Below are 25885 nucleotides of genomic sequence, written 5' to 3' on the forward strand. Positions count from 1 at the left end.
GGCGAACGGAACAGGATGCCCCGGACGAGCTAACGGGCCCGCAGCCCGGCGAGCACGATCCGGAGGTTCCGCCGCCACTGGTCGTCGGCGGCGGGCCGGGCATCACCGAGGTCAGCACGACTTGGACGTCCTGCCAGGGCACGTCGTCGAGATCGCCGAAGGCCTGCGGACCGGGGCGCGCCAGCGGTACTCAGCCGAGGCTCGGGCCGACCAGGAAGACCAGCCAGGCCGCCAGCGGGGCCACGCCGATCATCGACATGCCCCAGGCCATCAGGCTGCGGAAGGTCTTGGTGCGCTCGGCCTCCTCGGTGTTGGCCACCACCAGCGCGCCGCCGGTCGAGAACGGGCTGGAGTCCACCGCGGAGGCCGCCACGCACAGCGCCGCGACGAAGCCGAAGACCCCGATGTCGCCGGAGGCCATGAACGGCACCGCCAGCGGCACCAGCGCGCCGAACATCGCGTTGGTGGAGGCGAACGCCGAGACCAGGCCGCCCACCAGCAGGATCAGCAGCGCCGCCAGCAGCGGCTGGCTGATGCCCGCGATCGAACCGCCGAGGCTGTCCACCACGCCGACGTTCTGCAGCATCGTCACGTAGGTCACGATGCCGCCGATCAGCAGCACCACGCTCCAGCCGATCTCCGAAGCCGCGTTCTTGCTCTGCTCCGGGAACACCACGGTCAGGATCACCGCCGCGGCGAGCGCGCTGAAGCCCACGTCGAGGTCGAACCCGAGCGCGCCGACCACCAGCAGCACCAGCAGCACCACGGTGAGGATCTGCGCCCCGGCCCACCGCGGCCGCGCCGCACCGGGCGCCTCCGCCGGTTCGTCGAGCTGCACCCGGCCGCGCCCGAACAGCTTCCAGCCGCCGAAGATGGTGAACGCGGCCAGGTTCAGCACCAGGTTGAACAGGAACGTCGCGAGGAACACCGCTCCGGCGTCGACGTGCACGCCGCTGCGCGCCAGCACGCCGTCGACGATGCTGAAGTAGACGCTGATCGGGGAGAAGCCGCCCGCGTTGGTGCCGTTGAGGATGGACAGGCCCACCAGCATCGGGTGGATCCGGTAGCGCTGCGCGAAGGCCAGCCCGACCGGGGCCAGGATCGCGTTCGTCGCCGCGCTCACCGCACCCGACCCGGTGATCACCGCGGCCAGCAGGAACAGCACCCAGGGGATGAGCACCACCCGGCCGCCCACCGCCTGCACCGAGCGCGCGACGATCCGGTCCACCGTGCCGTTGTGCTTGGCGATGGCGAACAGCCAGGTGACGCCGACCAGGGTGACCAGCAGCGAACCGGGGAAGCCCTTGGCGATGTCGCCGGTGTCCAGCCCGAAGTAGGCGGTGCCCAGCACGAACGCCGCCACGAGCGCCACCGCGCCCATGTTCACCGGGCGCCACATGGCCAGCGCGAACACCGCCACCAGCACCAGCACCGAGAGCAGTTCTGCGGGCATAGCGAAGTACCTTCCCCTGGTTCGTGCGTTGCGGCGGGATCGTCAGCGGATCTCGACGCGGTACCGGAACGTGCTGGCCAGGCCGCGGGACCGGCGCACCTCGACCGGATCACCGGCGTGGGTGCGGGCGACCCGCTCGACGACCACCACCGGTTCGCCGGGCGCGCAGCCGAGCAGCTCGGCGACCTCGGCGTCGGCCAGCTCGACCCACAGCTCCTCGTCGGCCGACCCGATCACCAGCCCGCACAGCTGCTCGTAGACCGGGTAGAGCAGGTCGCCGATCTCGGTCAGCTCGACGTCCCGGACCGGGGCGAACGCGGGCAGCGGCAGCCAGATGTCCTCGACCAGGAACGGTTCGTCGTCGTAGCTGCGGAGCCGGTGCAGCCGCAGCGCCTTGGTGCCGGTGCGCTTGCCCAGCGCGCGGGCGACCTCGGCGGGTGCGGGGCGGGTCTCGCGGGTGAGGATCCGGCCGGTCGGCACGGCGTCGCCCTGCCGGTGGTGGCGGAAGAACCGGAACAGCGAGTTCTGCGCCTGCATCCGGCGCAGGTAGGTGCCGCTGCCCTGGCGGCGTTCCAGCAGGCCTTCGTCGACCAGCTCGGTCAGCACCCGCCGCATCGTGCCGAGCGAAACCCCGTAGTCCTGCGCGAGCTCGGACTCGGCGGGCAGCGGCTCGCTCGGCGTCCACTCCCCGCCGCGCAGGCGGGTGGTGAGCGCTTCGCGCAGCCGCGCGTGCAGCGGCAGCCGCGGATCGAGGGCGGCCAGTGCTTCGCGGGCGTTGCCGGACGACGCTGTCATGCCGCCATCATGACGCGCAGTCCTGTTGTCGTCTAGTCCTCTAGAGGTTTGGAGTTAAAGTGGTGTCGTGCTCGCCTCCACGGACACCCACGCCCACGTCTTCCACCGCGGCCTGCCGCTGGCCGCGCAGCGCCGGTACGCACCGGAGTACGACGCGCCGCTGGCCGACTACCTGGCGCGGCTGGACGACCACGACATCGCCCGAGGTGTCCTGGTGCAGCCGAGCTTCCTGGGCACCGACAACTCCTACTTGCTGGAGTGCGTGGCGCAGCAGCCCGACCGGCTGCGGGCGGTGGTGGTGCTCGATCCGGCGGTGCTCGGCGTCGACGAGCTCGACCGGCTGCACCGGGCCGGGGTGCGCGGGATCCGGCTGAACCTGATCGGCGCGGACGTGCCCGCGATGGCCGCGTGGGAGCCGTTCGCCGAGCGCATGGCGAAGCTCGGCGTGCACCTGGAGATCCAGGCCTGCGGGCCGCAGTGGGCGCAGCTGGCTCCGACGTTGCGGGACTGGCCGGGCCAGGTGGTGATCGACCACGTCGGCCTGCCCCAGGGGCCTGCCGACCCGGGGCGGGAGGTGGTCCGCGAGCTGGCCGGGCGCGCCAACGTGTGGGTCAAGATCTCCGGGCCGTACCGGAGCCCGAACGGCCTGGCGAGCGCCGTCGCGGCGGAGCTGGTGGCAGCCGTCGGCGCGGAGCGCCTGCTGTGGGGCAGCGACTGGCCGTGGACCCGGCACGAGCGGGGCCGCAGCTTCGACGAACTCCTGTCCTGGGGCCGGGCCCTGCTCGGAGCCGGGTTCCAGCAGGTGCTCCAGGACAACCCGGCGCGGCTGCTGGACTGGTGTTGACGCGGGACAATGTCCGGAGGCCCTAGGGGGCGAGAGGCGCATGGAGCTGTCATGACGGCCCAGCACTACCTGGGCGCATCGGGTCTCGCGCGGCAACTCGGCGTGACCCGCCGCGACGTGTCGAAGTGGCTCAGCCAGTACCCGCCGAACTCCGAGCACCCGTTCCCGGAACCCGACGTCGAGGTCGACGGAGCCCCGGGCTGGACCCTCGAACGCGTACCCGAGGTCGAGCTCTGGCTGAGCGGCCTGCCGGGGCGGACCAGCTGATCGCGCCGCGTCTCAAAGCGGCGGTGCTGACGGCTTAGGTCGTGCTGCTGTTCGCCGGTGATTTCGGATCGGAACCGGGCGCCCCATCGCGTGGAGATCTTCCTCAGACCTGGCCGACCACTTGTGCGTCTGGCCGAACTCCAGCCGAACCGGCCCGCCGGTCGTCCCGACCGTGCCGTCCGCACTGGAATGTTGGTTCTGGGCGAGCCCTGGCTAGATCGCCGCAGATGCCGCGGACGTTGCGTCATTGCGGTCACACCGAGGGTGATGGCGCTGGATGTCGTCGCTGACCAGGCTGCGGATAGGGTCGGGGCGTGCGGTTCGAGGGTTTCGGGGATGGGGCTGTCGAGTTCTTCGACGGGTTGGCGGCGGACAACTCGAAGGCGTTCTGGCAGGACAACCTGGCGCTCTACCGGGAGCACGTGCGGGGGCCGATGGAGGCGCTGCTCGCCGAGCTGGAGCCCGAGTTCGGGCCCGGTTTCGGGGTCGGGAAGGTCTTCCGGCCGCACCGGGACGTGCGGTTCAGCCGGGACAAGTCGCCGTACAAGACGCACTGCGGGGCCGTGATCGAGCAGGGCCGCGGCGGCGGCGCGTACTACGTCGAGGTCAGCGCGGCCGGGATGATGGTCGCCGGCGGGTGCTACCACACCGAGTCCGACCAGCTGGCCCGGTTCCGCACCGCCGTGGACACCGAGATCCACGGCGAGCAGCTGCGGCGGCTGCTGGACTCCCTGGCGGCGTCCGGCTGGGAGATCACCGGGGAGCAGCTCAAGAGCCGTCCGCGCGGGTTCGCCGCCGACCACCCGCGACTGGACCTGCTGCGGCACCGGACGCTCTACGCGTTCCAGCTCTGGGAACCCGACGACGCGCTCCACGAGCGCGGGTGCCTGGACCGGGTCCGGCGGGCCTGGGCGCAGGTCCGGGAGCTCAACCAGTGGTGCGCCGACCACATCGGCGTCACCGAGAAGAAGCGCCGCTGACCTTCCGCGCCAGCGCCGCAGCCGCCCAGCCGACCGCCACGCCCGCGACGTCCACCAGCCCGTCGGCCAGCTCGCAGCTGCGACCGATCGGCAGCAGGCCCTGCAGCACCTCCGAAGCCGCCGCGTAGCCGACCAGCGCGGGCAGCAGCTTCGCCGTCGGGAACCCGGCGATCCGGCCGGTGGCGGCCAGGGCCGCGAACAGGGCGAAGTGCACCACCTTGTCGGTGCCGGGCGGCGCGCTCGGCACCCCGGAGGCGGGCATGAACAGCACGAGCAGGCTCACCGCCACCGCGACCCCGAACGGTATCCGGGTGAGCTGCGTTCTGTAATGATCCAGCAACGATCTCCCCGCTGGGCCTGTCGGAGGCATGGCGCGTGCTGCGCACGTCGGTCAACAGACTACGCTGGCATGATGTGAGTCGACGAGCCAAGATCGTTTGTACCATGGGCCCTGCCACTGCCACACCGGAGAAGATGGCAGAGCTCGTCAGCAGCGGAATGGACGTCGCCCGGCTGAACTTCAGCCACGGCAGCCACGCCGATCACCAGCAGGTCTACGACATGGTCCGGGCCGCGGCCAAGGAATCCGGTCGCGCCGTGGGCATCCTCGGCGACCTGCAGGGACCGAAGATCCGACTCGGCAAGTTCGCCGCCGGGCCGGTCGAGTGGCGGACCGGCGACATCGTGCGCATCACGGTCGACGACGTCCAGGGCACCCACGACCGGGTGTCCACCACCTACAAGGGCCTCGCCAACGACGCCAAGGTCGGCGACCGACTCCTGGTCGACGACGGCAAGGTGGGGCTGACCGTCACCGGCGTCGAGGACAACGACGTCGTGTGCGAGGTGACCGAAGGCGGTCCGGTTTCGGACCACAAGGGAATCTCGTTGCCGGGCATGGATGTTTCGGTGCCCGCACTGTCCGAGAAGGACGTCGAGGACCTGGAGTTCGCGCTCGAGCTCGGCGTGGACTTCATCGCGCTGTCCTTCGTCCGCAGCCCGGCCGACATCGACCTGGTGCACCAGGTCATGGACCGGGTCGGCCGCCGCGTCCCGGTGATCGCCAAGCTGGAGAAGCCGGAAGCGGTGGACAACCTGGAGGCCATCGTGCTGGCCTTCGACGGCGTCATGGTCGCCCGCGGCGACCTCGGCGTCGAACTCCCGTTGGAGCACGTGCCGCTGGTGCAGAAGAAGGCGATCCGGATCGCGCGCGAGAACGCCAAGCCGGTCATCGTCGCCACCCAGATGCTCGACTCCATGATCAACAACTCGCGCCCGACGCGCGCGGAGACCTCCGACGTCGCCAACGCGGTGCTCGACGGCACCGACGCGGTGATGCTCTCCGGGGAGACCAGCGTCGGCCGCTACCCGGTGGAGACCGTGCAGACGATGGCGCGCATCGTCGAAGCGGTCGAGGCCGGATCGACGGCGCCGCCGCCGCTGAGCCACGTCCCGCGCACCAAGCGCGGCGTGATCTCCTACGCGGCGCGTGACATCGGCGAACGCCTCAACGCCAAGGCCCTGGTGGCCTTCACGCAGTCCGGCGACACCGTGCGCCGGTTGGCCCGGTTGCACACCAGGCTGCCGCTGCTGGCGTTCACCCCCGAGGAGTCGGTGCGGAGTCAGCTGGCTCTCACTTGGGGGACCGAGACGTTCTTGGTGCCTAAAGTCGACACCACGGACCAGATGGTGCGGCAGGTGGACCAGGCGATGCTGTCCCTGGGCCGCTCGCAGCGCGGCGACATGGTCGTCGTGGTGGCGGGGTCACCGCCCGGCACGGTCGGTTCCACCAACCTCATCCGCGTGCACCGGTTGGGCGAGGAAGACCACGTCTGATCCGTTCTCTCGGACGGGAGCCACCCGGCGCTCCCGTCCGGCCGATCCGGCGTACGACCTGAGGAGCGCGCAGTGACCGAAGCGGCCCGAGCCGCCGCCGCAGACCCGGCGGGAACCCGCTTGCCGGGAGACGTCCCGCTGGACGTCAACGGCATGCCGCACGGCCAGCCGGTGCTGGACAGCCTGGTGGCCCTGCTGGACCTGGAGCGCATCGAGGAGAACATCTTCCGCGGGGTCAGCCCCGCGTCCTCGCCGGTGCGCGTGTTCGGCGGTCAGGTCGCCGGTCAGGCGCTCGTCGCGGCCGGTCGCACGGTTCCGCCGGAGCGGCGGGTGCACTCGCTGCACGCCTACTTCATCCGGCCCGGGGACCCGAGCATCCCGATCGTCTACGAGGTCGACCGCACCCGCGACGGGCGCTCGTTCACCACCCGCCGCGTCGTGGCGGTGCAGCGCGGCAAGGCGATCTTCTCGCTGTCGGCGTCGTTCCAGGTGGACGAGGGCGGCATCGACCACGCCGAGCCGATGCCGGAGGTGCCGGACCCCGAGACGCTGCCGACCTTCGGCGAGCAGATCGGCCCGCTGATCGACAAGCTCGGGCGCGCGCAGCCCCGCCCGATCGACGTGCGCTACGTGACCGAGCCGCCGTGGGTGAGCCGGGAGAACGGGCCGCGCGAAGCCCGCAGCCAGGTGTGGATGCGCGCGGACGGCGTGCTGCCGGACGACGACCTGCTGCACGTGTGCATCGCGGCGTTCGCCTCGGACATGACGCTGCTGGACGCGGTGCTCGCCCGGCACGGCGTGTACTGGGGCCTGGACAACGTCAACGGCGCGAGCCTGGACCACGCGATGTGGTTCCACCGCCGCTTCCGCGCCGACGAGTGGCTGCTCTACGACTGCGCCTCGCCCAGCGCCTCCGGCGCCCGCGGCCTGGCCACCGGTCGCTTCTTCTCCCGCGACGGCCAGCTCGTCGCCACGGTCGTCCAGGAAGGCCTGCTGCGAGTCGGCGACTGACCCGGGTCAGTCCTTCGCTTCGGCGTGCTGGGCGCGGCGCTGCTCCTCGCGGTAGCCGTAGGCGGCTTGGCGCACCGCGGCATCGGTTTCCAGGCTCGAACCCAGGGCTCCGGCGATGAGCGCCATCGAGGCGACCATCCACGCCAACCGCGCGTAGGTGGGCCAGTCCGCGGAGTGGCCGAGCATCTTGGCGAGGACGCCCGCGTCGATCAGGGTCAGCGCCCCGGCGAGGCTCACCACGCAGACCACGGCGTAGAGGCAGGCGACGCCCAGCGACAGCGTGGTGATCGTCGAGGCGTTGTAGAGCAGGGCGAGCCGCCGGTCCCGGATCGCGCGGCGCCCGACGCGCTCCCACAACCCGTGCGCGGCGATCAACCACACCGTCATCAGGGCGAGCGCGAAGACGGTGGTGGTCAACGCGCGCAGCGGGCTCAGCACGTCGCCGAGCTGCCAGACCGTCGAGGTGAACAGGCCGAACCCGGCGGCGGCCAGCGCTGCCGCCAACGCGCTGGACAAGCCCCAGACCAGCTGCCACGGCCGGTTCGCCCGGACCATCCCGGACACCAGCCGCACCCAGCCCCGCAGCCGGGCGGTGGTGTACCGGACGTCGACCTGGCCGTCGTGCTGCGCGCGGTGGACCGGGCCGAGCCGCATCGGCGGCGTGCCGTCCGGCAGCAGGTCGTCCAGCAGCTGCGTGAGCAGCCGGTAGGTGCGGTGGTAGGTCCGGATCGCGCCGAGCGCGGGCAGCGACACGAGCGCGACCCGGCGCTGCGTGCTGACGTCGGCCAGCAGCGGCCCCTTCGGCAGCAGCAGCGGCAGGTCGGTCAGGCAGATCGCGAAGTCCCAGCCCTGCTCCTGGCGGTGCCGGTCGACGGAGTCGAGCAGCTCCTCGCTGCTGCTGTGCTCCGCGGCGAGCGGATCCGACCGCACGTCGATGGTCCAGCTGCGCCCGGTGCGGCGGGCCAACCAGTCGGTGACCCGCTCCGCGGTCCGCCGCCCGACCTGCGTGGGCATGTCGGGGTCGGTGACCAACCCCAGCACGTGATCGGCCTGCTCCGCCACCGGCCCCTCCCAACCCGCGATGATCCTGCCCACCGTGGGGGCATCCGGCCCGCGGCGCAACCAAGCGGCCTCCCGGCCTAGTTGCGGCGGCGGCGCTTCGGCCGGAGGTGGCGGGGCGGGGTGAGGGCCTTGGTGTGCAGCTGCTCCAGGACGATCGAGCTGGTGAAGTGGCGGACCTCGGTGCGGGAGGCGAGCTTGTCCACCAGGAAGCCCTGCAGGTGCTTGGTGTCGGCCACCGCGACGTGCAGCAGGAAGTCGGCCTGACCGCTGACGTGCAGCAGCGAGCGGGTCTCCGGCTGCTTCATCACGAACTCGCGGAACTGGTCGACCACCTGCCGGGTGTGCGGGCGGACGTTGATCGCCACCACGGCCTCCAGGGCCAGTCCGGTCGCGGCCGGGTTGACGTCGATGTGCGACCCGGTGATCACGCCCTGTTCGCGCAGGCGGCGGACCCGCTGCAGGCAGCTGGAGGCGGCCAGGCCGACCCGCTCGGCGAGCACCCGGTTCGGCAGCGTCGCGTCGTTCTGCAACTCCTCCAGGATGCGCCAGTCAACCGAATCCAGTTCTACGGAATCCTGCATATCCGAAGATGCTACGGCGCAGGTGGTGGAGCGACGAACGGGAACCCGAAAATGTCGGCACTTCCCAACCACTTCTTTCGAAGGAGGAGTCGTGCACATCGCCTGGGGGCCGTTCCTGCTGGCGCTGCTGGTGATCGTCGTCGTGCCCGGGCCCGATTTCGTGCTGGTCACGCGCAACGCGGCGACCGGGGCGCGGTGGGGCTGGCTGGCCGCGGCGGGGTCCACCTGCGGTCTGCTGGTGCACGCGACGGCGGCGACCCTGGGGCTCTCCGCGCTGGTGGTCGCCGTTCCGGCCGCGCTGCTCGTGGTGAAGGTGATCGGCGTCGCCTACCTGGCCTGGATGGGCTTCCAGATCCTGCGCAAGGCCGGTGCCGCGGCCACCGGTGAACCCGTCGTCGAGGTGCCCAACTCCGGGCGCGCGGTCTTCCTGCGCGGGCTGCTGACCGATGTGCTCAACCCGAAGGTCATGCTGACCTTCCTGACGCTGCTGCCGCAGGCGATGGACCCGGCCGCCGACCCGATGGCGCAGGCCGCCCTGCTCAGCGGAGTCGCGGTGAGCGGATTCGCGGCCTGGTGGCTGATCGTCGTGCCGTCGGTGCGGTGGCTGGCGGCGCTCCTGGCCGACCCGCGCCGCCGCAAGGTCTTCGAGCGCTGCTGCGGCGGAGCCCTCCTGGCCATGGCCACCTCCATCGCGGTCAGCTGACGCATTGAGGTTTTTCCAGGCTCGTTTTGCGTGGCGGTGCGGGTAGCGGAACCTCAGCGCCCGCCTGGCTGTGGGTGCCCTGACTTATGTATGTCCAATACACGGCGTCAGGGCCGTCCTCGCCAGGCGAACGCTGAGAACCCGCGGCGGTGCGAGTTGCGAGGGTGGGTTATGCGCCTGCGGCGCATGCGACACCTGACGGCCGGTGCAGTTCGCCCTTCGCGGCTGCGGTCCACGGGCAGGATGAACAAGTTCAATGGAAGTCGGAGGTCCGATTTCCATTGAAGTTGCGGTTTTCTGCGCGGTTTCGTTGACCGTCCGTGTTGATCTGCTTACGCTGCATGATCTCCGGTCGGACGAGGCGAGGGAGCTGCGCGATGCGGCGACGGTGGGGTCTGGCGTTCGGGTTGGTCGTCGCGGTGGGGGTTCCGTTCGCCTTCGTCGCACCGTCCGGGGCGGCCCCGACCGGGCCGGACGCGCTGCGCGCCGACCTCGACGAGATCCTCTCCGACCCGCGGTTGGCCGGTTCGCACGCGGGCGTGGTGGTCCGCGACCCGGCCACCGACGAGGTCCTCTACAGCAGGCAGGCCGGAGCGCGGGCCACCCCGGCGTCCAACGCGAAGCTGCTCACCTCGGCCGCCGCGCTGGAAGCGCTGGGCCCTGACCACCGGTTCCGCACCGAGGTGCTCACCGGGGCCCGGCAGGTCGGCCCGGTCCTGCTCGGCGACCTGCACCTGCGCGGCACCGGGGACCCGACGCTGCTCGCCGCCGACTACGACCGGCTGGCGGAGCAGGTCGCGGCGGCCGGGATCCGCGTCGTGCAGGGCGGTCTGCGCACCGATGACACCTGGTTCGACGACGTCCCGCTGGGCACGGGGTGGGCCTGGGACGACGAGCCCTACTACTACTCGGCGCCGATCTCGGCGCTGACCGCGGCGCCCAACACCGACTTCGACGCCGGGACCGCGATCGTGCGGGTCAGCCCGACCGCCGAGGGGCAGCCCGCCGAGGTCCGGCTGGAGCCGGAGACCGACGTGGTGCGGATCGACAACCGGACGACCACCTCCGCCGAGGGCGGTGAGCCGGACGTGGTGGTCCAGCGCGACCACGGCGGATCCCGCGTCGTGGTGAGCGGAACGGTGCCAGCCGGTGCCGAGCCGGTCGAGGACTTCACCACGGTGCCGGACCCGTCCGCCTACGCCGCCGACCTGTTCGCCCGGGCGCTCGCCGCGCACGGCGTGCAGGTGCGGTACGCGGGGGAGGGGACGGCGCCGGAGGGAGCTCGGGTGCTGGCGGAGCGTCAGTCGATGCCGCTGCGCGATCTGCTCGTGCCGTTCATGAAGCTGAGCAACAACGGGCACGCCGAGGTGCTGGTCAAGGCGATGGGCCGGGAGGTCCGCGGCGAGGGGAGCTGGGCGGCCGGTCTGGAGGTGCTGACCGAGCAGCTGCGCGGGCTCGGCCTGTCGCCGGAGGTGTTCCGCCTGGTCGACGGCTCCGGTCTGTCCACGATGGACAACGTGACGCCGGAGCAGCTGACCGTGCTGCTGGACAACGCGCAGCAGCGCCCCTGGTTCCGCGCCTGGTACGACTCGCTGCCGGTGGCCGGGGTGGCGGACCGCATGGTCGGCGGCACGCTGCGCAACCGGATGGCCGGGACCGCGGCCGAGAACAACGTCCGCGCCAAGACCGGCTCGCTGACCGGGGTGACCTCGCTGTCCGGCTACGTCACCGCGGCGAACGGCCGCGAGCTGGTGTTCTCGGTGGTGTTCAACGACTTCGTGTCCGACTCCCCGAAGGACCTGGAGGACGCGATCGCGATCCGCCTCGCCGAGTACCGGGGCGCTGACGACCAGCCGCGCGGTCGTCCGCAGGTTCCGCAGCAGCGCGTGCAGCGGGACGATCCGCGCACCCGGGCCGACGAGGGCGCGCTGGAGTGCTCCTGGGTGAAGGCCTGCTGACAGCAAGAAGATCCGGGAACCTAGCGGGAAAACCGTGATCAGGCGCGGGAAATCGCGACGCTGCTCCTGCGGGAACTCCTGGCTCGAACACGCGGAGTGATCGGTCGGTTTCGCGTTGTGGTGCAGGCGATTCGGCGTTTGCACAGGTAGTGGCGCTACACCTGACCGAAAGTGTGACCCCAGTCTCAGGGTTGGCTAAGGGGGATTACGGAGACCTCGCTCCCGTTGCGCCGGTAGCGTGACGGGAGTACGCCGAAGCCCCATGCCGAGGAGCCCGTCCCGTGACCTTCATCAGCGACGTTCTGGCAGCTGTCGGAAGCCTGCCGAAGCCGCTACTGGTATTGGTGACCGGCGCCCTCGTGCTCGGCGAATGCACCATCGGCCTGGGCTTCCTGGTGCCCGGCGAGAGCGGGCTGCTGATCGCCTCCGCCGCGGTCACCGATCTGGGCTTCTTCTTCGTGCTGGCCGGTGTCGTCGCGGTGTGCGCGGCCATCGGGGACAACATCGGGTTCTGGCTGGGGCGCCGGTACCGGCTGAAGATGCGCGAGACCAAGGTCGTCCGCAAGCTCGGCCAGCACAACTGGGACCGTGCCGGGCAGCTGCTGCGGAAGTGGGGGATCGGCGCGGTGCTGCTGGGCCGCTTCCTGCCGGTGGTGCGCACCATGATGCCCGCCGCGGCCGGGACCAGCGGCATGTCCTACCCGAAGTTCGCGGTGTCCTCCCTGATCGGCGCGATCGCGTGGTCCGCGACGCACGTGAGCATCGGCTGGCTGGCCGGTGCTTCGGCCAAGTACATCGAGGACGCGCTGGGGCGGGCGAGCTGGATCCTGGCGGCCGTGGTCGTCGCGATCGTCGTGGGGGTTTGGCTCCTGCGCCGCCGCCGCGGGGCGAAGCAGGTCGAGGTCGAGGCCGCGGAGCCCGCGAAGGACGTCGAGTCCGCGGCCTGATCAGCGGGGCTCCTCCCGGCGCAGGACGATCTTCCCGCGGTCCAGGTCGACGCCGTGCGCTGGTGCGCCGTCGGCTTCCTCGTCGCGCATCATCGACGTCGAATCGCGGTGCTCCAGCTCCATCCGCTTGGTGCCGTGGAACAGTGCGGTGACCTCGTCGACGTAGGTTCCGGCCAGCGGGGTGCCGGAGCGCTTGCCGCGCTTCTTCTGCACCAGCTCGTAGCCGCCGACCGCGACCAGCAGCAAGGTCGTGCCGGGAATCCCCAGCATCAGCGCTGTCTCCACGTGGTCCGAACGATCGGGGGCCGCTCGGGGTTCCCCGTCGTCCTCACGCGACTTCCGCCGCTTCGGTCTCGACGTAGACCATCCCGTCGGCGACCTGCACCGGGTAGGTCCGCACCGGCCGCTTGGCCGGCAGGCCGCACGGCAGCCCGGTGCGCAGGTCGAACGCCGCGGCGTGCAGCGGGCACTCGACCCGGCAGTCCTCCACCCAGCCGTCCGCCAGCGAGGCGTCCTGGTGGGTGCAGGTGTCGTCGATCGCGAACAGCTCGCCGTCGACGTTGAACACCGCGATCGGCACGTGCGCCTCGACGCGGACGGATTCGCCGGGTGGCAGGTCGGACATCGGGCAGGCTTCGAGCATCAGGACCTCCGTTGCGCTATCCGGAACACGGAGTGCGATGCGCAACAATGTGCGGTCTGCGGCGGGGCCGCGTCAAGAGGCTCCGCCGTTTCTTCGCGGATGGCCTCCATCCGTGTTACACAGCGGAAAAACGTGGCTCGCGCACTTGACGGCGGCGGGTGTCTCCAGCGACCGTGTTGCTCGTAACGGAACTTGACGCGGATGGCGCAACAGCTTCGACGAGTTCTGGAGGCACCCATGTGGCACCCGCGGATCGTGAGCGGCGATGGCCGCTCATGCGACCACCGCCGCTCACGAGTCAGGCCCGGGCCCGGCGGGTGCGGAGGACGCGGGTCACGACGAACCAGGCGACCGCGGCCAGCACCGCGACGATGACGACCTTCTGGAAGATCCCGACGTAGGACTCGACCAACCACCAGCTCCGCCCGAGCAGGTACCCGGCCAGGACCAGCGCGGTGTTCCAGATCAGGCTGCCGAGCGCGGTCAGCACCAGGAACGGCAGCAGCGCCATCCGCTCCACCCCGGCGGGCAGCGAGATGAAGCTGCGGAAGATCGGCACCATCCGACCGAGGAGCACCGCCTTGGTCCCGTGCCGCGCGAACCACGCCTCGGTCCGGTCGACATCGGCCACCTTCACCAGCGGCAACCTGACCGCGATGGCGCGCGTCCGGTCCCGCCCGAGCCAGGCCCCGAGGTAGTACAGCACCACTGCCCCGACCACCGAACCCAGCGTGGTCCACAGGATCGCGCCGACCAGGCTCATCGAACCCCGAGCGGCGGCGAACCCGGCCAGCGGCAGGATCACCTCGCTGGGGATGGGCGGGAACAGGTTCTCCAACGCCACCGCCAACCCGGCGCCGGGACCGCCGATCGTCTCCATGAGCCCGGTGACCCACCCGACCAACCCATCGGTCGAGATCTCGTGCTGCGCGAGGAAGTTCATGCCCAGAACGCTAGAAATCCCGCCCCCCGCGCGGAATGCGGTCAACCGGCGACTCGGCTGCGGTCGTCCGGACCGGGCGGGGTGCGGAAAACCGCAGGTTGTCGGAGTCCTTAAGCTCGGGCCATGCGTCGGTGGCCCTGGGGGCTCGTCGGATTGGCGCTCGGTGCCTGCACCGCGCTCCTCGAACTCGGATACGTGCTGTGCTCCGCCGTGGTGCTGCCCTGGCCCCGGTTGCGGCCGTGGGCCCTCCGCGGCGCCCGCGCGCTGGTCGAGCTCGAACGTCGGCGTCTCGCAAGGTATTTCGCCAGTTCGCACGCAGACCAACCGGACGGTGCCCGGGCGCTGCAATACCTCGCGCTGCGCGGCCTGGTGGGGCTGCTCGGCGGCGTCCTCCTGCTGCTGATCGGCTACGGCGCGGTGGGGGCCGCGATCGAGTTCCGGGAGCTGTGGGCATCGACGAATCCGCTCGAAGGCCGCACCCCGACCGAGAAGTTCTGGCTCACGGTGTACCTGGCCGTCTTCTGCGCGGTGATGGCGTACCTGGCGCTGGCCGGTCTCTTCGGCGTCGCGGCACTCGACCGGGCCCTCGCGCGGCGGTTCCTGGAACCGGACCGGGCGCAGCGGTTGCAGCGCCGGGTGGAAGAACTGGCGGTCACCAGGGCCGACGTCGTCGCCGCGATCCGGGAGGAGCGGCGCCGCATCGAACGCGACTTGCACGACGGCGTGCAGCAGCGGCTGGTGGCGCTGGGGGTGCTGATCGGCCGGGCTCGGCGCGCGGGCGACGGTGATCGGGCGGCCGAGCTGTTGGCGCAGGCGCACCAGGAGTCCCAGGAAGTGCTGCGGGATCTCCGGGACGTCGCGTGGCGGGTGTACCCGGCGGCGCTGGACGCGGGCGGCCTGCAGCCCGCGCTGGAGGCGTTGGCGGAGCGCGCCGGGATGCGCGTGGAGCTGCACTACGAGGTGGAGCCGCGCCCGGAGGTGGAGGTCGAGGCGGTGGCGTACTTCGTGGTTTCGGAGGCGGTGACCAACGCGGCCAAGCACGCCGACGCGCGTATCGTGACCGTCCGGGTGCGACGAGGAGCGGGGTGGCTGGTGGTTCGGGTCGAGGACGACGGCGCCGGGGGCGCTTCCGCGGCGGGCGCCGGGCTCTCCGGCCTGGCGCGGCGGGTCGCCGCGCTGGACGGGAGGTTCGAAGTGGACAGTCCGGTCGGCGGGCCGACGGTGATCACCGCGGAGCTGCCGTGCGGGTGATCCTGACCGACGACGCCACACTGCTCCGGGAGGGCTTGGTGCGCCTGCTGGCCGAGGAGGGCCACGAGGTCCTCGCCGCGGTCGGCGACGCGCCGAGCCTGCTGGCCGAAGTGGACCGGCACCGCCCCGACGTCGCGGTGGTCGACGTGCGGATGCCGCCCACCCACACCGACGACGGTCTGCGCGCCGCGCTGGAGATCCGCGAGCGGTTCCCCGAGGTCGGGGTGCTGGTGCTCTCCCAGTACGTCGAGAAGCGCTACGCGGTCGAGCTGCTCACCGGGGATTCGGCCCGGGTGGGCTACCTGCTCAAGGACCGGGTGGTGCAGGTCGACGAGTTCCTCGACGCGCTCCAGCGGGTGGCCGGGGGAGGGGTGGCCTTCGACCCGGAGGTGGTCCGCCGCCTGCTGTCGACCGGCGGCCGCGACCCGCTGGCCGACCTGACGCCGCGCGAGCGCGACGTCCTAGAGCAGATGGCCCAGGGCCGCACCAACGCCGGGGTCGCGGCCAACCTGCACATCTCCCAGAGCGCGGTGGAGAAGCACGCGAACGCGATCTTCGACAAGCTCGCCCTGCCCCGCACCACCGGCTACAGTCGCCGAGTCCTCGCCGTCCTGCACTACCTGGAGTCCAGCAACGGCGCATGAGGCCCGAACAGACGTCGGCCCGGCACGCCAGGGGCGCGCCGGGCCGAGGTCCGTTCAGGTCACTTGCTGACGGGGGTGCGCTCCGGTTGGCGGTTGCGGACCGCCAGGTAGCCGATCACCACCGCGATCACCAGGACCGGCGTGATGTACAGGGCGATGCGGGTCTCCTCGTCGAAGGCCAGCAGCACCACGACCAGCGCCAGGAACGCCAGCACCACGTAGTTCGACCACGGGGCCAGCGGCATCCGGAACGGTCCGGCCGGGATCTCGCCGCGCGCCACCTTGCGGCGGTAGCCCAGGTGCGCGATCAGGATCATGCCCCAGGTGAAGATGGCGCCGACCGTGCTGGCGCTGGTGATGTAGGTGAACGCCTGCTCCGGGACGAAGTAGTTGAGCAGCACGCCGATCAGCATCACGCAGAACGTCACGGCGATCGCCCGCGCGGGCACCGCCCGGCCGCTGAGCCGTCCCACCGCGCGCGGGGCCTGGCCGTCCTGGGCCAGCGTGCGGATCATCCGGCCGGTGGAGTAGATGCCGCTGTTGCACGACGACAGCGCCGCCGTGGTCACCACGAAGTTGACCACGCCCGCCGCGGCCGGGATGCCGATCAGGGTGAAGGCGTGCACGAACGGGCTGCCGTCCGCCGGGAACTGGAACCACGGCACCAGCGCGGTGAGCGCGACCAGCGCGCCGACGTAGAAGATCAGGATCCGCCACATCACGGCGTTGATGGCCCGCGGCAGCACCTTCTTCGGGTTGCTGCTCTCGCTGGCGGTCTGCCCGACCATCTCCACGCCGATGAAGGCGAACATGACGATCTGGAAGGCCAGCAGGGCGGAGGCGCCGCCGTTGGGGAACAGGCCGCCGTGCGACCAGATGTTGCTCAGCGATGCGGTCGGCCCGACGTCGCTGAACCCGAAGACCAGGATCAGCGCGGCCAGCACGATCAGCCCGATGATGGCCAGCACCTTGATCAGCGCGAACCAGAACTCGAACTCGCCGAACAGCTTCACCGCGATCAGGTTCACCCCGCTGAGCACGATCAGCGCGCCCAACGCCGGGATCCACTGCGGCACCTGCGGGAACCAGAACTGGAAGTACTTGCCGACCGCGGTGATCTCGGCCATGCCGGTGACGATCCAGACCAGCCAGTAGCCCCAGCCGACCGCGAACTTCGCCCACGGGCCGACGAACTCGCCCGCGTACTCGGCGAAGGACCCGCTCACCGGGCGGTACATCAGCAGCTCGCCGAGCGCCCGCATGACGAAGAAGATCATCACGCCGGCGATCGCGTAGTTCAGGATCAGGCCGGGGCCGACCTGGTTCAGGGCCTTTCCGGAACCGAGGAACAGCCCGACACCGATCGCGCCGCCGATGGCGATCATGTTGATGTGCCGGGTGCTCAGATCCTTCCGGTACTCCTCGGCCGCTGGTTGGCTCATCGAAGTGGACTCCTCCAATAACGGGTGCGGGTTTTCGGTGGTCAACCGCGTGGGCCGCCTTCCCGCAACGCGTTGCTCAGCAGCGTGTTTCGCTGGAGCTGCGCAGATACTCCGGCATCCGGTCGGCGCTGGCAAGGGATTCGGAGGAGTTGAGATCCAGCCTTTTCGCAGGCGATCAAATCGATACCGGGACTCGCGAACCGGAAAAGCGCATTTCGGTCATTGGGGGAGGAATTGTGATGAGTCCTGAATCACATTCAGCCTCTCGTTCGATCGGGCGCGGACGGGCGCACCGAAAAACGGCCGGTGCGCGCGAATCGGATTCGCGCACACCGGCCGTGGAGTGCCGGAACCGTCAGAGGTTCGGGTACAGCGGGTGCTTGGCGGCCAGCGCCTCGACGCGGGCCCGCAGCTTGGCGCTGGTGGCTTCGTCGAAGCTCGGCTTGAGCGCCTCGGCGATGATGTCGGCGACCTCGGTGAACTCGGTCCTGCCGAAGCCGCGGGTGGCCAGCGCCGGGGTGCCGATGCGCAGCCCGGAGGTCACCATCGGCGGCCGCGGGTCGTTGGGCACCGCGTTGCGGTTGACCGTGATGCCGATCTCGTGCAGCCGGTCCTCGGCCTGCTTGCCGTCCAGCTCGGAGTTGCGCAGGTCGACCAGCACCAGGTGCACGTCGGTGCCGCCGGAGACCAGCTGCACCCCGGCCTCCTTGGCGTCGGCGGCGAGCAGCCGCTCGGCCAGGATCTGCGCGCCCTCGACGGTCCGGCGCTGCCGGTCCTTGAACTCCTCGCCGGCGGCGACCTTGAACGCGACCGCCTTGCCCGCGATCACGTGCTCCAGCGGCCCGCCCTGCTGGCCGGGGAACACCGCCGAGTTGAACTTCTTGGTGAACTCCTCGTCGGAGGACAGGATCACGCCACCGCGCGGACCGCCCAGGGTCTTGTGCGTGGTGGTGGTGACGACGTGGGCGTGCGGCACCGGGTTCGGGTGCAGGCCCGCGGCGACCAGACCGGCGAAGTGCGCCATGTCCACCATCAGGTAGGCGCCGACCTCGTCGGCGATCTCCCGGAACCGCTTGAAGTCCAGCTGCCGCGGGTAGGCCGACCAGCCCGCGATGATCAGCTGCGGCTTGTTCTCCCGCGCCAGCCGGGCGACCTCGTCCATGTCGACGCGGTGGTCGTCGGCGCTCACGTGGTAGGGCACCACGTTGTAGAGCTTGCCGGAGAAGTTGATCCGCATCCCGTGGGTCAGGTGGCCGCCGTGCGCCAGGTCCAGGCCCATGATGGTGTCGCCCGGCTTGAGCAGCGCGAACATCGCCGCCGCGTTGGCCTGCGCGCCGGAGTGCGGCTGCACGTTGGCGAACGAGGCGCCGAAGAGCTCCTTGATCCGGTCGATGGCCAGCTGCTCGACGACGTCGACGTGCTCGCAGCCGCCGTAGTAGCGGCGGCCCGGGTAGCCCTCGGCGTACTTGTTGGTCAGCACCGAGCCCTGCGCCTCAAGCACGGCCTGCGGCGCGAAGTTCTCCGAGGCGATCATCTCCAGCGTGGTCTGCTGGCGGTTGAGCTCGGCGCCGACCGCCGCCGCCACCTCTGGGTCCACCGCGGCCAGCTTGTCGTTGAACAGGTCCGGTGTCGACATGGTGTTGCCTCCTGTTGTTTCTCTCAGCGCCTGCCCGAGCACTGTCTTCGATCTTTGTCTTTGAAGCGGCGAAGCCGCTTAGCCCACCCTCGCAGCTTGCACCGCTGCGGGTTCTCCGCGTTCGCCTGGCGAGGACGGCCCAACTGCCGTGTATTGGCATACATAAAGTTGGGCACCCGGAGTCCAGGCGGGCGCTGAGGTTCCGCTACCGGCACCGCCACGCAAAATGAGCTCAAGACAGGCCTTCAGGCGTTGCGGCGGTAGAACGGCAGGGCGACGACCTTCGCGGGGACGGCCTTGCCGCGGATGTCCACCTGCAGCTCGGTGCCGGGTTCGCCGTGGTCGCGGTCCACGTAGGCCATCCCGATCGGGTGGCCCAAGGTCGGGGACGGGGCGCCGCTGGTCACCACGCCGATCTCGGCGCCGTCGGCGTCCAGCACGCGGTAGCCGTGGCGGGGCGCGCGGCGCTGGTCGGTGCTCAGCCCGACCAGGGTGCGCTCGGTGGGCTTCTCCGCGGCGGCGGCCAGCGCCTCCTTGCCGACGAAGTCGCCGGGCTTGTCGAGCTTGACCACCCGGCCGAGGTTCGCGTGGTACGGCGTGAGGTCGGCGGAGAGCTCGTTGCCGTACAGCGGCATACCGGCCTCCAGGCGCAGCGTGTCGCGGCAGGACAGCCCGGTGGGCTGCAGGCCGTGCTCCGCGCCCGACTCGGTCAGCGCCTGCCACACGGCCTCGGCGTCGCCCGGCGCGGTGAACAGCTCGAAGCCGTCCTCGCCGGTGTACCCGGTGCGCGCCAGCAGCACGTCCTTGCCCGCGACCTGCGCCCGGTAGCCCGCGTAGTACTTGACGCCGGAGAGGTCGGTGTCGGTCAGCGGCGCGAGGATCGCCACCGCGTTCGGGCCCTGCACCGCGATCAGCGCGTAGTCGTCGGAGACGTCCTCGTGCTGGGCGTCGAAGCCGCTGACCCGCTCGGCCAGCTCGGCGGAGACCACGGCGGCGTTCGCGGCGTTGGCCACCACCAGGAACTCCTGCTCGCCGAGGCGGTAGACGATCAGGTCGTCCAGCACGCCACCGGCCGCGTTGCAGATCATGGTGTAGCGGGCGCGGCCGGGGGTGATCGCGGAGGCGTTGGCGACCAGCGCGTAGTCCAGCGCCTCGGCGGCCTGCGGGCCGCTGATCCGGATCTCGCCCATGTGGGTCAGGTCGAACAGGCCCGCGGCGGTGCGCACCGCGTTGTGCTCGGCGGTGTCACCGGAGTAGCGCAGCGGCATCTGCCAACCGGCGAACTCGGTGAAGGTGGCTCCGAGTGCTTCGTGCACGTGGTGCAAGGGCGTCCGTCGTGGCGACGACATGGTGTGGGACTCCTCCTGGTGGGCGCCGGTCGGCAGTCGAGGGCCGGTCAGCTCACTGCGCCCAACCTTATCGGGGGCACCTCGACCCCGACCTGCGCGGGCTTGCGCTGGTCGGGCGGTCTCCCCGGAGTCATTGGCCTGAGAGTTTCGCCACCTCGGGAGGCGGCTTGCACCGTGGGCGAGAAGCGGGGTGCTTCTGCTTTTCTCCGTGATCGCCTGGTGCCGTGCGGTGCCGGTGCCTGAGAGTTTGCTGGGGAGTATTGCTCCTTCGGCGCCCCGGTCCCGGTGGGCCGGAGTCTCTCCCGCACGACGTCGTAGGCGCTGTATTCGGTTTGCGCCAAGGACGCTACGAACCTCCGGTGACCCACGTCAACCGGAAGGATGAGTGATCTCGAACCGTCCCGGTGAACAGCACCGACTACGGGGCGGTGCCTCCGCCGCCGCGCCCCGATGCGTGACGGAAGTTCGTCACCAGGGGGCCGAAAGGCCGAGGACTCGCTTCAGCGCAACTCCGCGAACCATTTATGGTCGGCTCTTCGGTGTCGCGATCGAACCGGCTTCGGTGAGCTCCCGGTGCTGCTTGGTGAGGCCGTCGATGAGGGCCTCCAGGGCCAGTTCGAAGCTGGCCTCGTCGATCTCCGCCGCGTGCTCGCGGAGCAGGTGGGCCTTGTTCAGGTGGGGGAAGCGGTCGTCGTAGAGGTCCGCGTCGTCCGGGAAGCCGCCGCTGAACGAGCCCATCGCCGAGCCCACCACCAGGTACTTCGTCGAGGCGCCGATCATCGTGGCGTAGCGCTCCGGCCAGCCCGCGCGGGTCAGGCCGCCGTGCACCGCGTCCGCCCGGCGCAGGGCGTTCTCGCGGCGGGCCGGGCCGTAGGCCAGGAACGGCACCAGGTTGGGGTGGGCGACCAGCGCCGCGCGGTAGGAGCGGGCCCAGGTGCGCAGGCCGGTCGTCCAGTCCTGCTCGAAACCGGCGACGTCCACCGCGGCCATCACGTCGTCGGCGATCTCGTGCAGCAGGTCCTCCTTGGTCGAGACGTGGTTGTACAGCGAGGCCGCGCGCACCCCGAGGCGTTCGGCGAGGCGGCGCATGGACAGCGCCTCCAGGCCGTCGGCGTCGATGATCTCCAGCCCGACGCGGCGGATGCGTTCCGGCGACAGCCGGGGAGTGGTCGGTCTGGGCACGTCTTCTCCTCGTCGGATCCCTTGCGGCGTTCGCCGGGGCCGTCTTAGGCTGCCACAAAACTAACGACGTTAGTTAGATGGCCGCAGGAAGGGATCCGGCGATGGTCGACTTCTCGCTCTCCGACACCGAGCGCGACATCAGGGACTGGGTGCGCAACTTCGTCCAGCGCGAGCTGGTGCCGCTGGAACCGGAGGTGCTGCGGCGGGAGCGGGCGGGCGAGCGCGGCCTGACCAAGGACGAGCAGCACGAGCTGCAGCAGAAGGCGAAGGACGCCGGGTTCTGGGGCGTGCAGACGCCCGAGGAGTACGGCGGCATGGGCCTGTCGGCGGTGATGTCCGCGCTGATCGAGATCGAGCTCGGCCGCACCTACGTGCCGTTCCGGTTCGGCGGCTACGCCGACAACATCCTCTACTACGCCAACGAGGAGCAGAAGCAGCGCTACCTGCTGCCGACCATCGAGGGCACCCGCAAGTCCTGCTTCGCGATCACCGAGCCGGGCGCCGGGTCGGACGCCAAGGACCTGCGCACCACGGCGGTCAAGGACGGCGCGGAGTGGGTGATCAACGGCGAGAAGACGTTCATCACCGGCGGCATCGACGCGGACTTCGTGATGGTCTTCGCGGTCACCGACAAGGAGAAGGGCGCCGACGGCGGCGTCACCTGCTTCCTGGTCGACCGCGACATGGGCTGGAAGTCCGAGCCGATCGACATCATGGGCCCGTGGGAGCGCCAGCCCGCCGCGCTGGTCTTCGACAACGTGCGGGTGCCCGAGGGCAACGTCCTCGGCGAGGTCGGCCACGGCTTCAAGCTCGCCATGCAGTGGATCGGCCGCGGCCGCTACATGCTGCCCGCGCGGGCGCTGGGCGCCTGCGAGCGGCTGGTCGAGATGGGCATGGAGTACGCCAAGCAGCGCGAGACCTTCGGCAAGCCGATCGCCGAGCGCCAGGCGATCCAGTGGATGGTGGCGGACTCGGCGGTGGAGATCGAGGCGCTGCGCTGGCTGGTGCTGCAGGCGGCGTGGCAGATCGACCAGGGCATGGACTCCCGGCACGCGCAGTCGATCGCCAAGCTCTACGGCGCCACCCGCGCCAACGAGATCGTCGACCGGGTGCTGCAGATCCACGGCGGCATGGGCTACACCAAGGAGCTGCCGATCGAGCGCTGGTACCGCGACCTGCGCCTGCTGCGGATCTTCGAGGGCACCGACGAGATCCAGCGCCGCACGCTGGCCCGCAACCTGCTGAAGGGGCACGCCTCGGTGCGCGGAGTGCTCGGCTGAGCCCGTTTTGTCGGTAGTCTGGTGGCAAACCGTGGCACCGACGTGGTGGGAGCAACGATGTCGCTGTTCAAGAAGGTCGCCGATTTCGCCAGCAGCCCGCAGGGCAAGAAGGTGATCGACCAGGCCAAGAAGTACGCCTCCGACCCGAAGAACAAGGAGAAGCTCGACCAGGTCAAGGACAAGTTCTTCGGCGGCAAGGGCGACAAGAAGAGCTGACCCGGCAACCGAACGGCCCCCGGCGACGGGGGCCGTTCGTCGTTCCCGGCGCAGCGTTCCCCGATCCGGCCTTCCCGGATGATCTGGTCCGCTAGTATTCGCGCGCATCGCAGACGTTCGGCAGGAGCGGGCCATGTCGCAACCACCTTGGCCGGGTAACCAGCAGGGGCCGGGCGGAGCCGTGCCGCCGCACGGCCAGTTCCCCTCACCGCATCCGCGGCAGGTCCCACCTGGGCAGATGCCGCCGCAGGTTCCCCAGGGCCCGCCCGGTGGTCCGCAGCAGGCTCCGCCGCCAGGCGGTCCGCAGCGGCCTGGTGCGGTGCTCGCCGCCGTTGCGCTCGGCGGGATCGTCGCGCTGGTCGTGCTCGGGGTCGCCGTTTACACGTTGGTCGCGGGCTTCGCCGGGGCCAGCGGGGGCGGGGAGATCGTGGTGGTGCTGCTGGCCTTCATCGTCGGGGCGGTCGGCGCCATGCACGCGCTCGGCGTCTACCAGCTGCTGCACCCGCGGTTCCCGAACACCGCGATGATGGCCATGGCCGGGTGGATCACGGTGGCCGTCACCGGGTTCGGCGTGTTCCGCTCGATCCGCGGGCGCGGGGACGGCCCGGACCTCACCACGATGCTGGTGTGGATCGGGTTGGCCGCCGTCGTGATCACGCTGATGGTGCTGATCACCCGCCCGTCCGTCACGCGGTGGGTGCAGGCCGTCCACGCGCGCTCCCGCCAGCTCGGCCACGTCCCCAAGCAGCGTCGCCGCTGACCGCGAGCGAAACCGCCGCGGTCAGCGGCGGTCGGGGAAGACCAGGCGGTCGACCAGGAAGAACTTGAGCACGAACATCACCGCGTAGGTGCCCAGGAACGCGCCCCACACGACCGCGACCTGCGCGCTGCGGGCGTCCGGGAACAGGGCCTGCGCCAGGGCTTCGGCGTTGTGCGTGGCCAGGGCCGCCAGCAGGGCGGTGGTCACCGAGATGACCGCGTAGCGCAGGATCTCGCCGCGCAGACCGGCTCGGCCGGTGCTGCCCCAGGTGCGCCGGTTGAGCGTGAAGTTCGGGATCGCACCGGCCAGCCACGCCGTGATCGTCGCCGCCACCGGGGCCGCGCCCAGGGCGTAGACGACGAGGAAGACGACCTGGCTGATCGCGGTGGCCACCGCCGACGCGGCGGCGAACCGGCTGAGCAGCCGCCAGTAGCGCTTCGCACCGGTCGTCTCGGGGGCCTGCGGCGCCATCTCGCCTCCGTGGGATCCGCGTTCGGCCGGAACGATACCGAGCCGGGTCGCCCGAGTTCGGGGACGTCGTGAACAGCGCAGATCCGCTGGTCTGGTGGCGATGTGGAGATTGGGCCGCGTGGCGGCTTGGAATATACCAACCAGCCGGTGCACACTTGATCTCGAAACGTTTGCGGTCGCGTCGAAAGGCCGTGGTACGGGGAGCGGTGCCCCGGGCGCGGAGTCGGAGAACTCCCCACCCGGGGCACCTACCGTGTGTCGGGGGGCTTCCACACGGTCTACCGAACAGTAACTCGTTCGGTTGATCTCAGCGATACGGCACGTGGGTACATCTTCGCTCAGAGTCAGCGTCGTGCGGGCGCCTCGATGGTTGCGGTGAATTCTCGAGGGGATGGCGGCTTGAGTGAAGCCGCCATCCCGGGGACGTCAGCTCCGCACCGCCTCCGCGGCCTCGGCGGTGTCGGGGTCCGGCTGGCGGCGCTCGGCGCGGATCACCCGGACCGTGTAGGCGATGGCCGCCACCCAGGCGACGACGATGACCGAGTAGATGATCGTGTGCGACGCCCCGGGCAGCTCGAAGTCCTTGATCAGGGTCCGCGCGTTGGTGAGCACGATCAGCCCGCCGGCGCCGACGCCGATCAGCCGCATCGGCACGATGCGCACCAGGTAGGCCGCCAGCGGTGCGGCGATCACGCCGCCCAGCAGCAGGCCGCCCACGGTCAGCCAGGACAGGTTCTGGTCCGACAGGGCGAACAGGAAGCCGATGCTCGCCGCGGCTGCGATCAGGAACTCGCTGGTGTCGACCGAGCCGATGACCTTGCGCGGTTCGACCCGGCCGGTGCTCAGCAGCGTCGGGGTCGCCACCGGGCCCCAGCCGCCACCGCCGGTGGCGTCCACGAACCCGGCGACCAGGCCGAGCGGGGCGAGCAGCTTGCCGCTGACGCCGGTGAGCTGGCGGCGGCGCAGCGGGCGGAAGGCGAACCGCGCCAGCACGTAGATGCCGAGCACGAGCAGGATCGTGGACATCCACGGCTCGGCGGCCTCGGTGGAGAGGTTGCTCAGCGCGGTGGCGCCGAGGAACGCGCCGATCGCGCCGGGCACGCCGAGCGTGAGCACGACGCGCCAGTCGACGTTGCCGAACTTCCAGTGCGACAGCCCGGAGGCCAGCGAGGTGCCCAGCTCGGCGAGGTGCACCGAGGCGGAGGCCAGGGCCGGGCTCATCCCGGCCGCGAGCAGGATGGTCGTGGACGTGACGCCGTAGGCCATGCCGAGGGAGCCGTCGACCAGCTGCGCGACGAATCCACCGATCGCGAAGATCAGGAACGCTTGCACGATGTCTCCGAGGGTGCGAGGGGTGCCGGGACCGGCGCGCGTGCGGACGCGCGCTGCGAGGACCGGGAGCGGGAGGAGCGGGCAGTGCGGGCGGGGCTACCGCGCGCACCGACACCCTGCGGAGGTGACGCGTCGGAGGTCCACGTGGAGGCGCTGCACGAGCAGCCGCCACTGATCACCAGGCGTCATGGGGGACAGTGAAGCAGATCCCGCGATCGAGTGGCACCGCCTCTCAGAGTGCGGGAGGCCGGGTTGCCGGGACGGCCGGGTTCTGTGCGCAAGGCCACTTCCGGCGGTGG

The 25885-nt window shown here is 70.8% G+C and carries 27 protein-coding genes and 2 riboswitches; of the genes, 13 read left to right on the plus strand and 14 right to left on the minus strand.

The features are described 5' to 3' along the window. Positions 1–190: 190 nt before the first annotated feature. On the minus strand, positions 191–1453 hold the full coding sequence (locus F1721_RS20970) for an SLC13 family permease (protein ID WP_150068429.1): 1263 nt from the start codon (positions 1451–1453) through the stop codon (positions 191–193). 42 nt (positions 1454–1495) lie between these two features. Further along, on the minus strand, positions 1496–2248 hold the full coding sequence (locus tag F1721_RS20975) for a GntR family transcriptional regulator (RefSeq protein WP_150068430.1): 753 nt from the start codon (positions 2246–2248) through the stop codon (positions 1496–1498). A 67-nt stretch (positions 2249–2315) separates the two neighbouring features. Between F1721_RS20975 and F1721_RS20980 the strand changes: the two genes are divergently transcribed. From F1721_RS20980 to F1721_RS20990, 3 genes are all read left to right on the plus strand, one after another. Next, a complete protein-coding gene (locus F1721_RS20980) occupies positions 2316–3092 on the plus strand; it encodes an amidohydrolase family protein (protein ID WP_150068431.1) in 777 nt (258 codons plus the stop codon). 51 nt (positions 3093–3143) lie between these two features. Continuing rightward, the gene (locus tag F1721_RS20985; RefSeq protein ID WP_150068432.1) at positions 3144–3359 is read left to right on the plus strand and encodes a hypothetical protein; all 216 of its coding nucleotides are present in this window, start codon (positions 3144–3146) and stop codon (positions 3357–3359) included. 314 nt (positions 3360–3673) lie between these two features. Then, the gene (locus F1721_RS20990; RefSeq protein ID WP_150068433.1) at positions 3674–4339 is read left to right on the plus strand and encodes a DUF2461 domain-containing protein; all 666 of its coding nucleotides are present in this window, start codon (positions 3674–3676) and stop codon (positions 4337–4339) included. On the opposite strand, the gene F1721_RS20995 is transcribed toward F1721_RS20990, so the two are convergent. Next, the gene (locus F1721_RS20995) at positions 4317–4622 is read right to left on the minus strand and encodes a VanZ family protein (protein WP_246155213.1); all 306 of its coding nucleotides are present in this window, start codon (positions 4620–4622) and stop codon (positions 4317–4319) included. The two genes, F1721_RS20990 and F1721_RS20995, sit on opposite strands and share 23 nt — an antisense overlap. A gap of 131 nt (positions 4623–4753) precedes the next feature. Between F1721_RS20995 and pyk the strand changes: the two genes are divergently transcribed. Together pyk and tesB are read left to right on the plus strand one after the other, a co-directional pair. Further along, positions 4754–6175, plus strand: a complete 1422-nt coding sequence (gene pyk / locus F1721_RS21000; protein ID WP_150068574.1) for a pyruvate kinase — start codon at positions 4754–4756, stop codon at positions 6173–6175. Between the two features lie 72 nt (positions 6176–6247). After that, complete coding sequence (gene tesB, locus F1721_RS21005; protein WP_150068435.1) at positions 6248–7186, plus strand: acyl-CoA thioesterase II; 939 nt, start codon at positions 6248–6250, stop codon at positions 7184–7186. Positions 7187–7192: 6 nt separating this feature from the next. On the opposite strand, the gene F1721_RS21010 is transcribed toward tesB, so the two are convergent. Both F1721_RS21010 and F1721_RS21015 read right to left on the minus strand, forming a co-directional pair. Further along, complete coding sequence (locus F1721_RS21010) at positions 7193–8281, minus strand: 5,10-methylene-tetrahydrofolate dehydrogenase (protein ID WP_246155214.1); 1089 nt, start codon at positions 8279–8281, stop codon at positions 7193–7195. Between the two features lie 44 nt (positions 8282–8325). Continuing rightward, positions 8326–8829, minus strand: coding sequence for an Lrp/AsnC family transcriptional regulator (locus tag F1721_RS21015; protein ID WP_150068436.1), 504 nt, complete (start codon positions 8827–8829; stop codon positions 8326–8328). Positions 8830–8920: 91 nt separating this feature from the next. Here F1721_RS21015 and F1721_RS21020 point away from each other — a divergent pair, with 91 nt between their 5' ends. The 3 genes from F1721_RS21020 (at position 8921) to F1721_RS21030 (ending at position 12437) form a co-directional block, all read left to right on the plus strand. After that, the gene (locus tag F1721_RS21020) at positions 8921–9532 is read left to right on the plus strand and encodes a LysE family translocator (RefSeq protein WP_150068437.1); all 612 of its coding nucleotides are present in this window, start codon (positions 8921–8923) and stop codon (positions 9530–9532) included. Between the two features lie 377 nt (positions 9533–9909). After that, complete coding sequence (gene dacB / locus F1721_RS21025) at positions 9910–11490, plus strand: D-alanyl-D-alanine carboxypeptidase/D-alanyl-D-alanine endopeptidase (RefSeq protein WP_150068438.1); 1581 nt, start codon at positions 9910–9912, stop codon at positions 11488–11490. Between the two features lie 281 nt (positions 11491–11771). Continuing rightward, positions 11772–12437: a DedA family protein gene (locus F1721_RS21030; protein WP_150068439.1), complete on the plus strand. Its 666-nt coding sequence runs from the start codon at positions 11772–11774 to the stop codon at positions 12435–12437. On the opposite strand, the gene F1721_RS21035 is transcribed toward F1721_RS21030, so the two are convergent. The 3 genes from F1721_RS21035 to F1721_RS21045 all read right to left on the minus strand — a co-directional run bounded on the left by F1721_RS21035 (position 12438) and on the right by F1721_RS21045 (position 14023). Then, on the minus strand, positions 12438–12707 hold the full coding sequence (locus F1721_RS21035; protein ID WP_150068440.1) for a DUF6191 domain-containing protein: 270 nt from the start codon (positions 12705–12707) through the stop codon (positions 12438–12440). It lies immediately after the preceding gene. Between the two features lie 58 nt (positions 12708–12765). After that, positions 12766–13080: a bifunctional 3-phenylpropionate/cinnamic acid dioxygenase ferredoxin subunit gene (locus F1721_RS21040; RefSeq protein ID WP_150068441.1), complete on the minus strand. Its 315-nt coding sequence runs from the start codon at positions 13078–13080 to the stop codon at positions 12766–12768. Positions 13081–13378: 298 nt separating this feature from the next. Next, positions 13379–14023, minus strand: a complete 645-nt coding sequence (locus F1721_RS21045; RefSeq protein WP_150068442.1) for a DedA family protein — start codon at positions 14021–14023, stop codon at positions 13379–13381. A 123-nt stretch (positions 14024–14146) separates the two neighbouring features. Here F1721_RS21045 and F1721_RS21050 point away from each other — a divergent pair, with 123 nt between their 5' ends. Together F1721_RS21050 and F1721_RS21055 are read left to right on the plus strand one after the other, a co-directional pair. Further along, entirely contained in the window at positions 14147–15274 is a 1128-nt protein-coding gene (locus F1721_RS21050) for a sensor histidine kinase (protein ID WP_150068443.1), read from the plus strand. Beyond that, positions 15265–15918 (plus strand): response regulator, encoded by a 654-nt coding sequence (locus F1721_RS21055; protein WP_150068444.1) that lies wholly within the window; start codon positions 15265–15267, stop codon positions 15916–15918. The genes F1721_RS21050 and F1721_RS21055 overlap by 10 nt, the downstream gene beginning before the upstream one ends. Positions 15919–15977: 59 nt before the next feature. On the opposite strand, the gene F1721_RS21060 is transcribed toward F1721_RS21055, so the two are convergent. The 4 genes from F1721_RS21060 to F1721_RS21075 form a co-directional block, all read right to left on the minus strand. Beyond that, on the minus strand, positions 15978–17360 hold the full coding sequence (locus tag F1721_RS21060; protein ID WP_150068445.1) for an amino acid permease: 1383 nt from the start codon (positions 17358–17360) through the stop codon (positions 15978–15980). Between the two features lie 355 nt (positions 17361–17715). Then, positions 17716–18996: a serine hydroxymethyltransferase gene (gene glyA / locus F1721_RS21065; RefSeq protein WP_150068446.1), complete on the minus strand. Its 1281-nt coding sequence runs from the start codon at positions 18994–18996 to the stop codon at positions 17716–17718. A gap of 245 nt (positions 18997–19241) precedes the next feature. Next, positions 19242–20345: a glycine cleavage system aminomethyltransferase GcvT gene (gcvT, locus tag F1721_RS21070; protein WP_150068447.1), complete on the minus strand. Its 1104-nt coding sequence runs from the start codon at positions 20343–20345 to the stop codon at positions 19242–19244. A gap of 117 nt (positions 20346–20462) precedes the next feature. Beyond that, positions 20463–20562: riboswitch (glycine riboswitch) on the minus strand. Then, positions 20563–20660: riboswitch (glycine riboswitch) on the minus strand. 207 nt (positions 20661–20867) lie between these two features. After that, positions 20868–21527, minus strand: coding sequence for a TetR/AcrR family transcriptional regulator (locus F1721_RS21075; protein WP_150068448.1), 660 nt, complete (start codon positions 21525–21527; stop codon positions 20868–20870). A 101-nt stretch (positions 21528–21628) separates the two neighbouring features. Between F1721_RS21075 and F1721_RS21080 the strand changes: the two genes are divergently transcribed. The 3 genes from F1721_RS21080 (at position 21629) to F1721_RS21085 (ending at position 23783) form a co-directional block, all read left to right on the plus strand. After that, entirely contained in the window at positions 21629–22807 is a 1179-nt protein-coding gene (locus F1721_RS21080) for an acyl-CoA dehydrogenase family protein (protein WP_150068576.1), read from the plus strand. 57 nt (positions 22808–22864) lie between these two features. Continuing rightward, complete coding sequence (locus F1721_RS34500; protein WP_170301551.1) at positions 22865–23023, plus strand: hypothetical protein; 159 nt, start codon at positions 22865–22867, stop codon at positions 23021–23023. A gap of 319 nt (positions 23024–23342) precedes the next feature. Next, positions 23343–23783 (plus strand): hypothetical protein, encoded by a 441-nt coding sequence (locus F1721_RS21085; protein ID WP_170301552.1) that lies wholly within the window; start codon positions 23343–23345, stop codon positions 23781–23783. A gap of 21 nt (positions 23784–23804) precedes the next feature. Here F1721_RS21085 and F1721_RS21090 read toward each other — a convergent pair whose 3' ends face one another. Both F1721_RS21090 and F1721_RS21095 read right to left on the minus strand, forming a co-directional pair. Next, entirely contained in the window at positions 23805–24254 is a 450-nt protein-coding gene (locus tag F1721_RS21090; protein WP_150068450.1) for a GtrA family protein, read from the minus strand. Positions 24255–24680: 426 nt separating this feature from the next. Then, positions 24681–25586 (minus strand): sulfite exporter TauE/SafE family protein, encoded by a 906-nt coding sequence (locus F1721_RS21095; RefSeq protein ID WP_150068451.1) that lies wholly within the window; start codon positions 25584–25586, stop codon positions 24681–24683. Positions 25587–25885: the final 299 nt, after the last annotated feature.

This window comes from Saccharopolyspora hirsuta (genome assembly GCF_008630535.1).
In the GTDB taxonomy this organism is placed as follows: Bacteria; Actinomycetota; Actinomycetes; order Mycobacteriales; family Pseudonocardiaceae; genus Saccharopolyspora; species Saccharopolyspora hirsuta.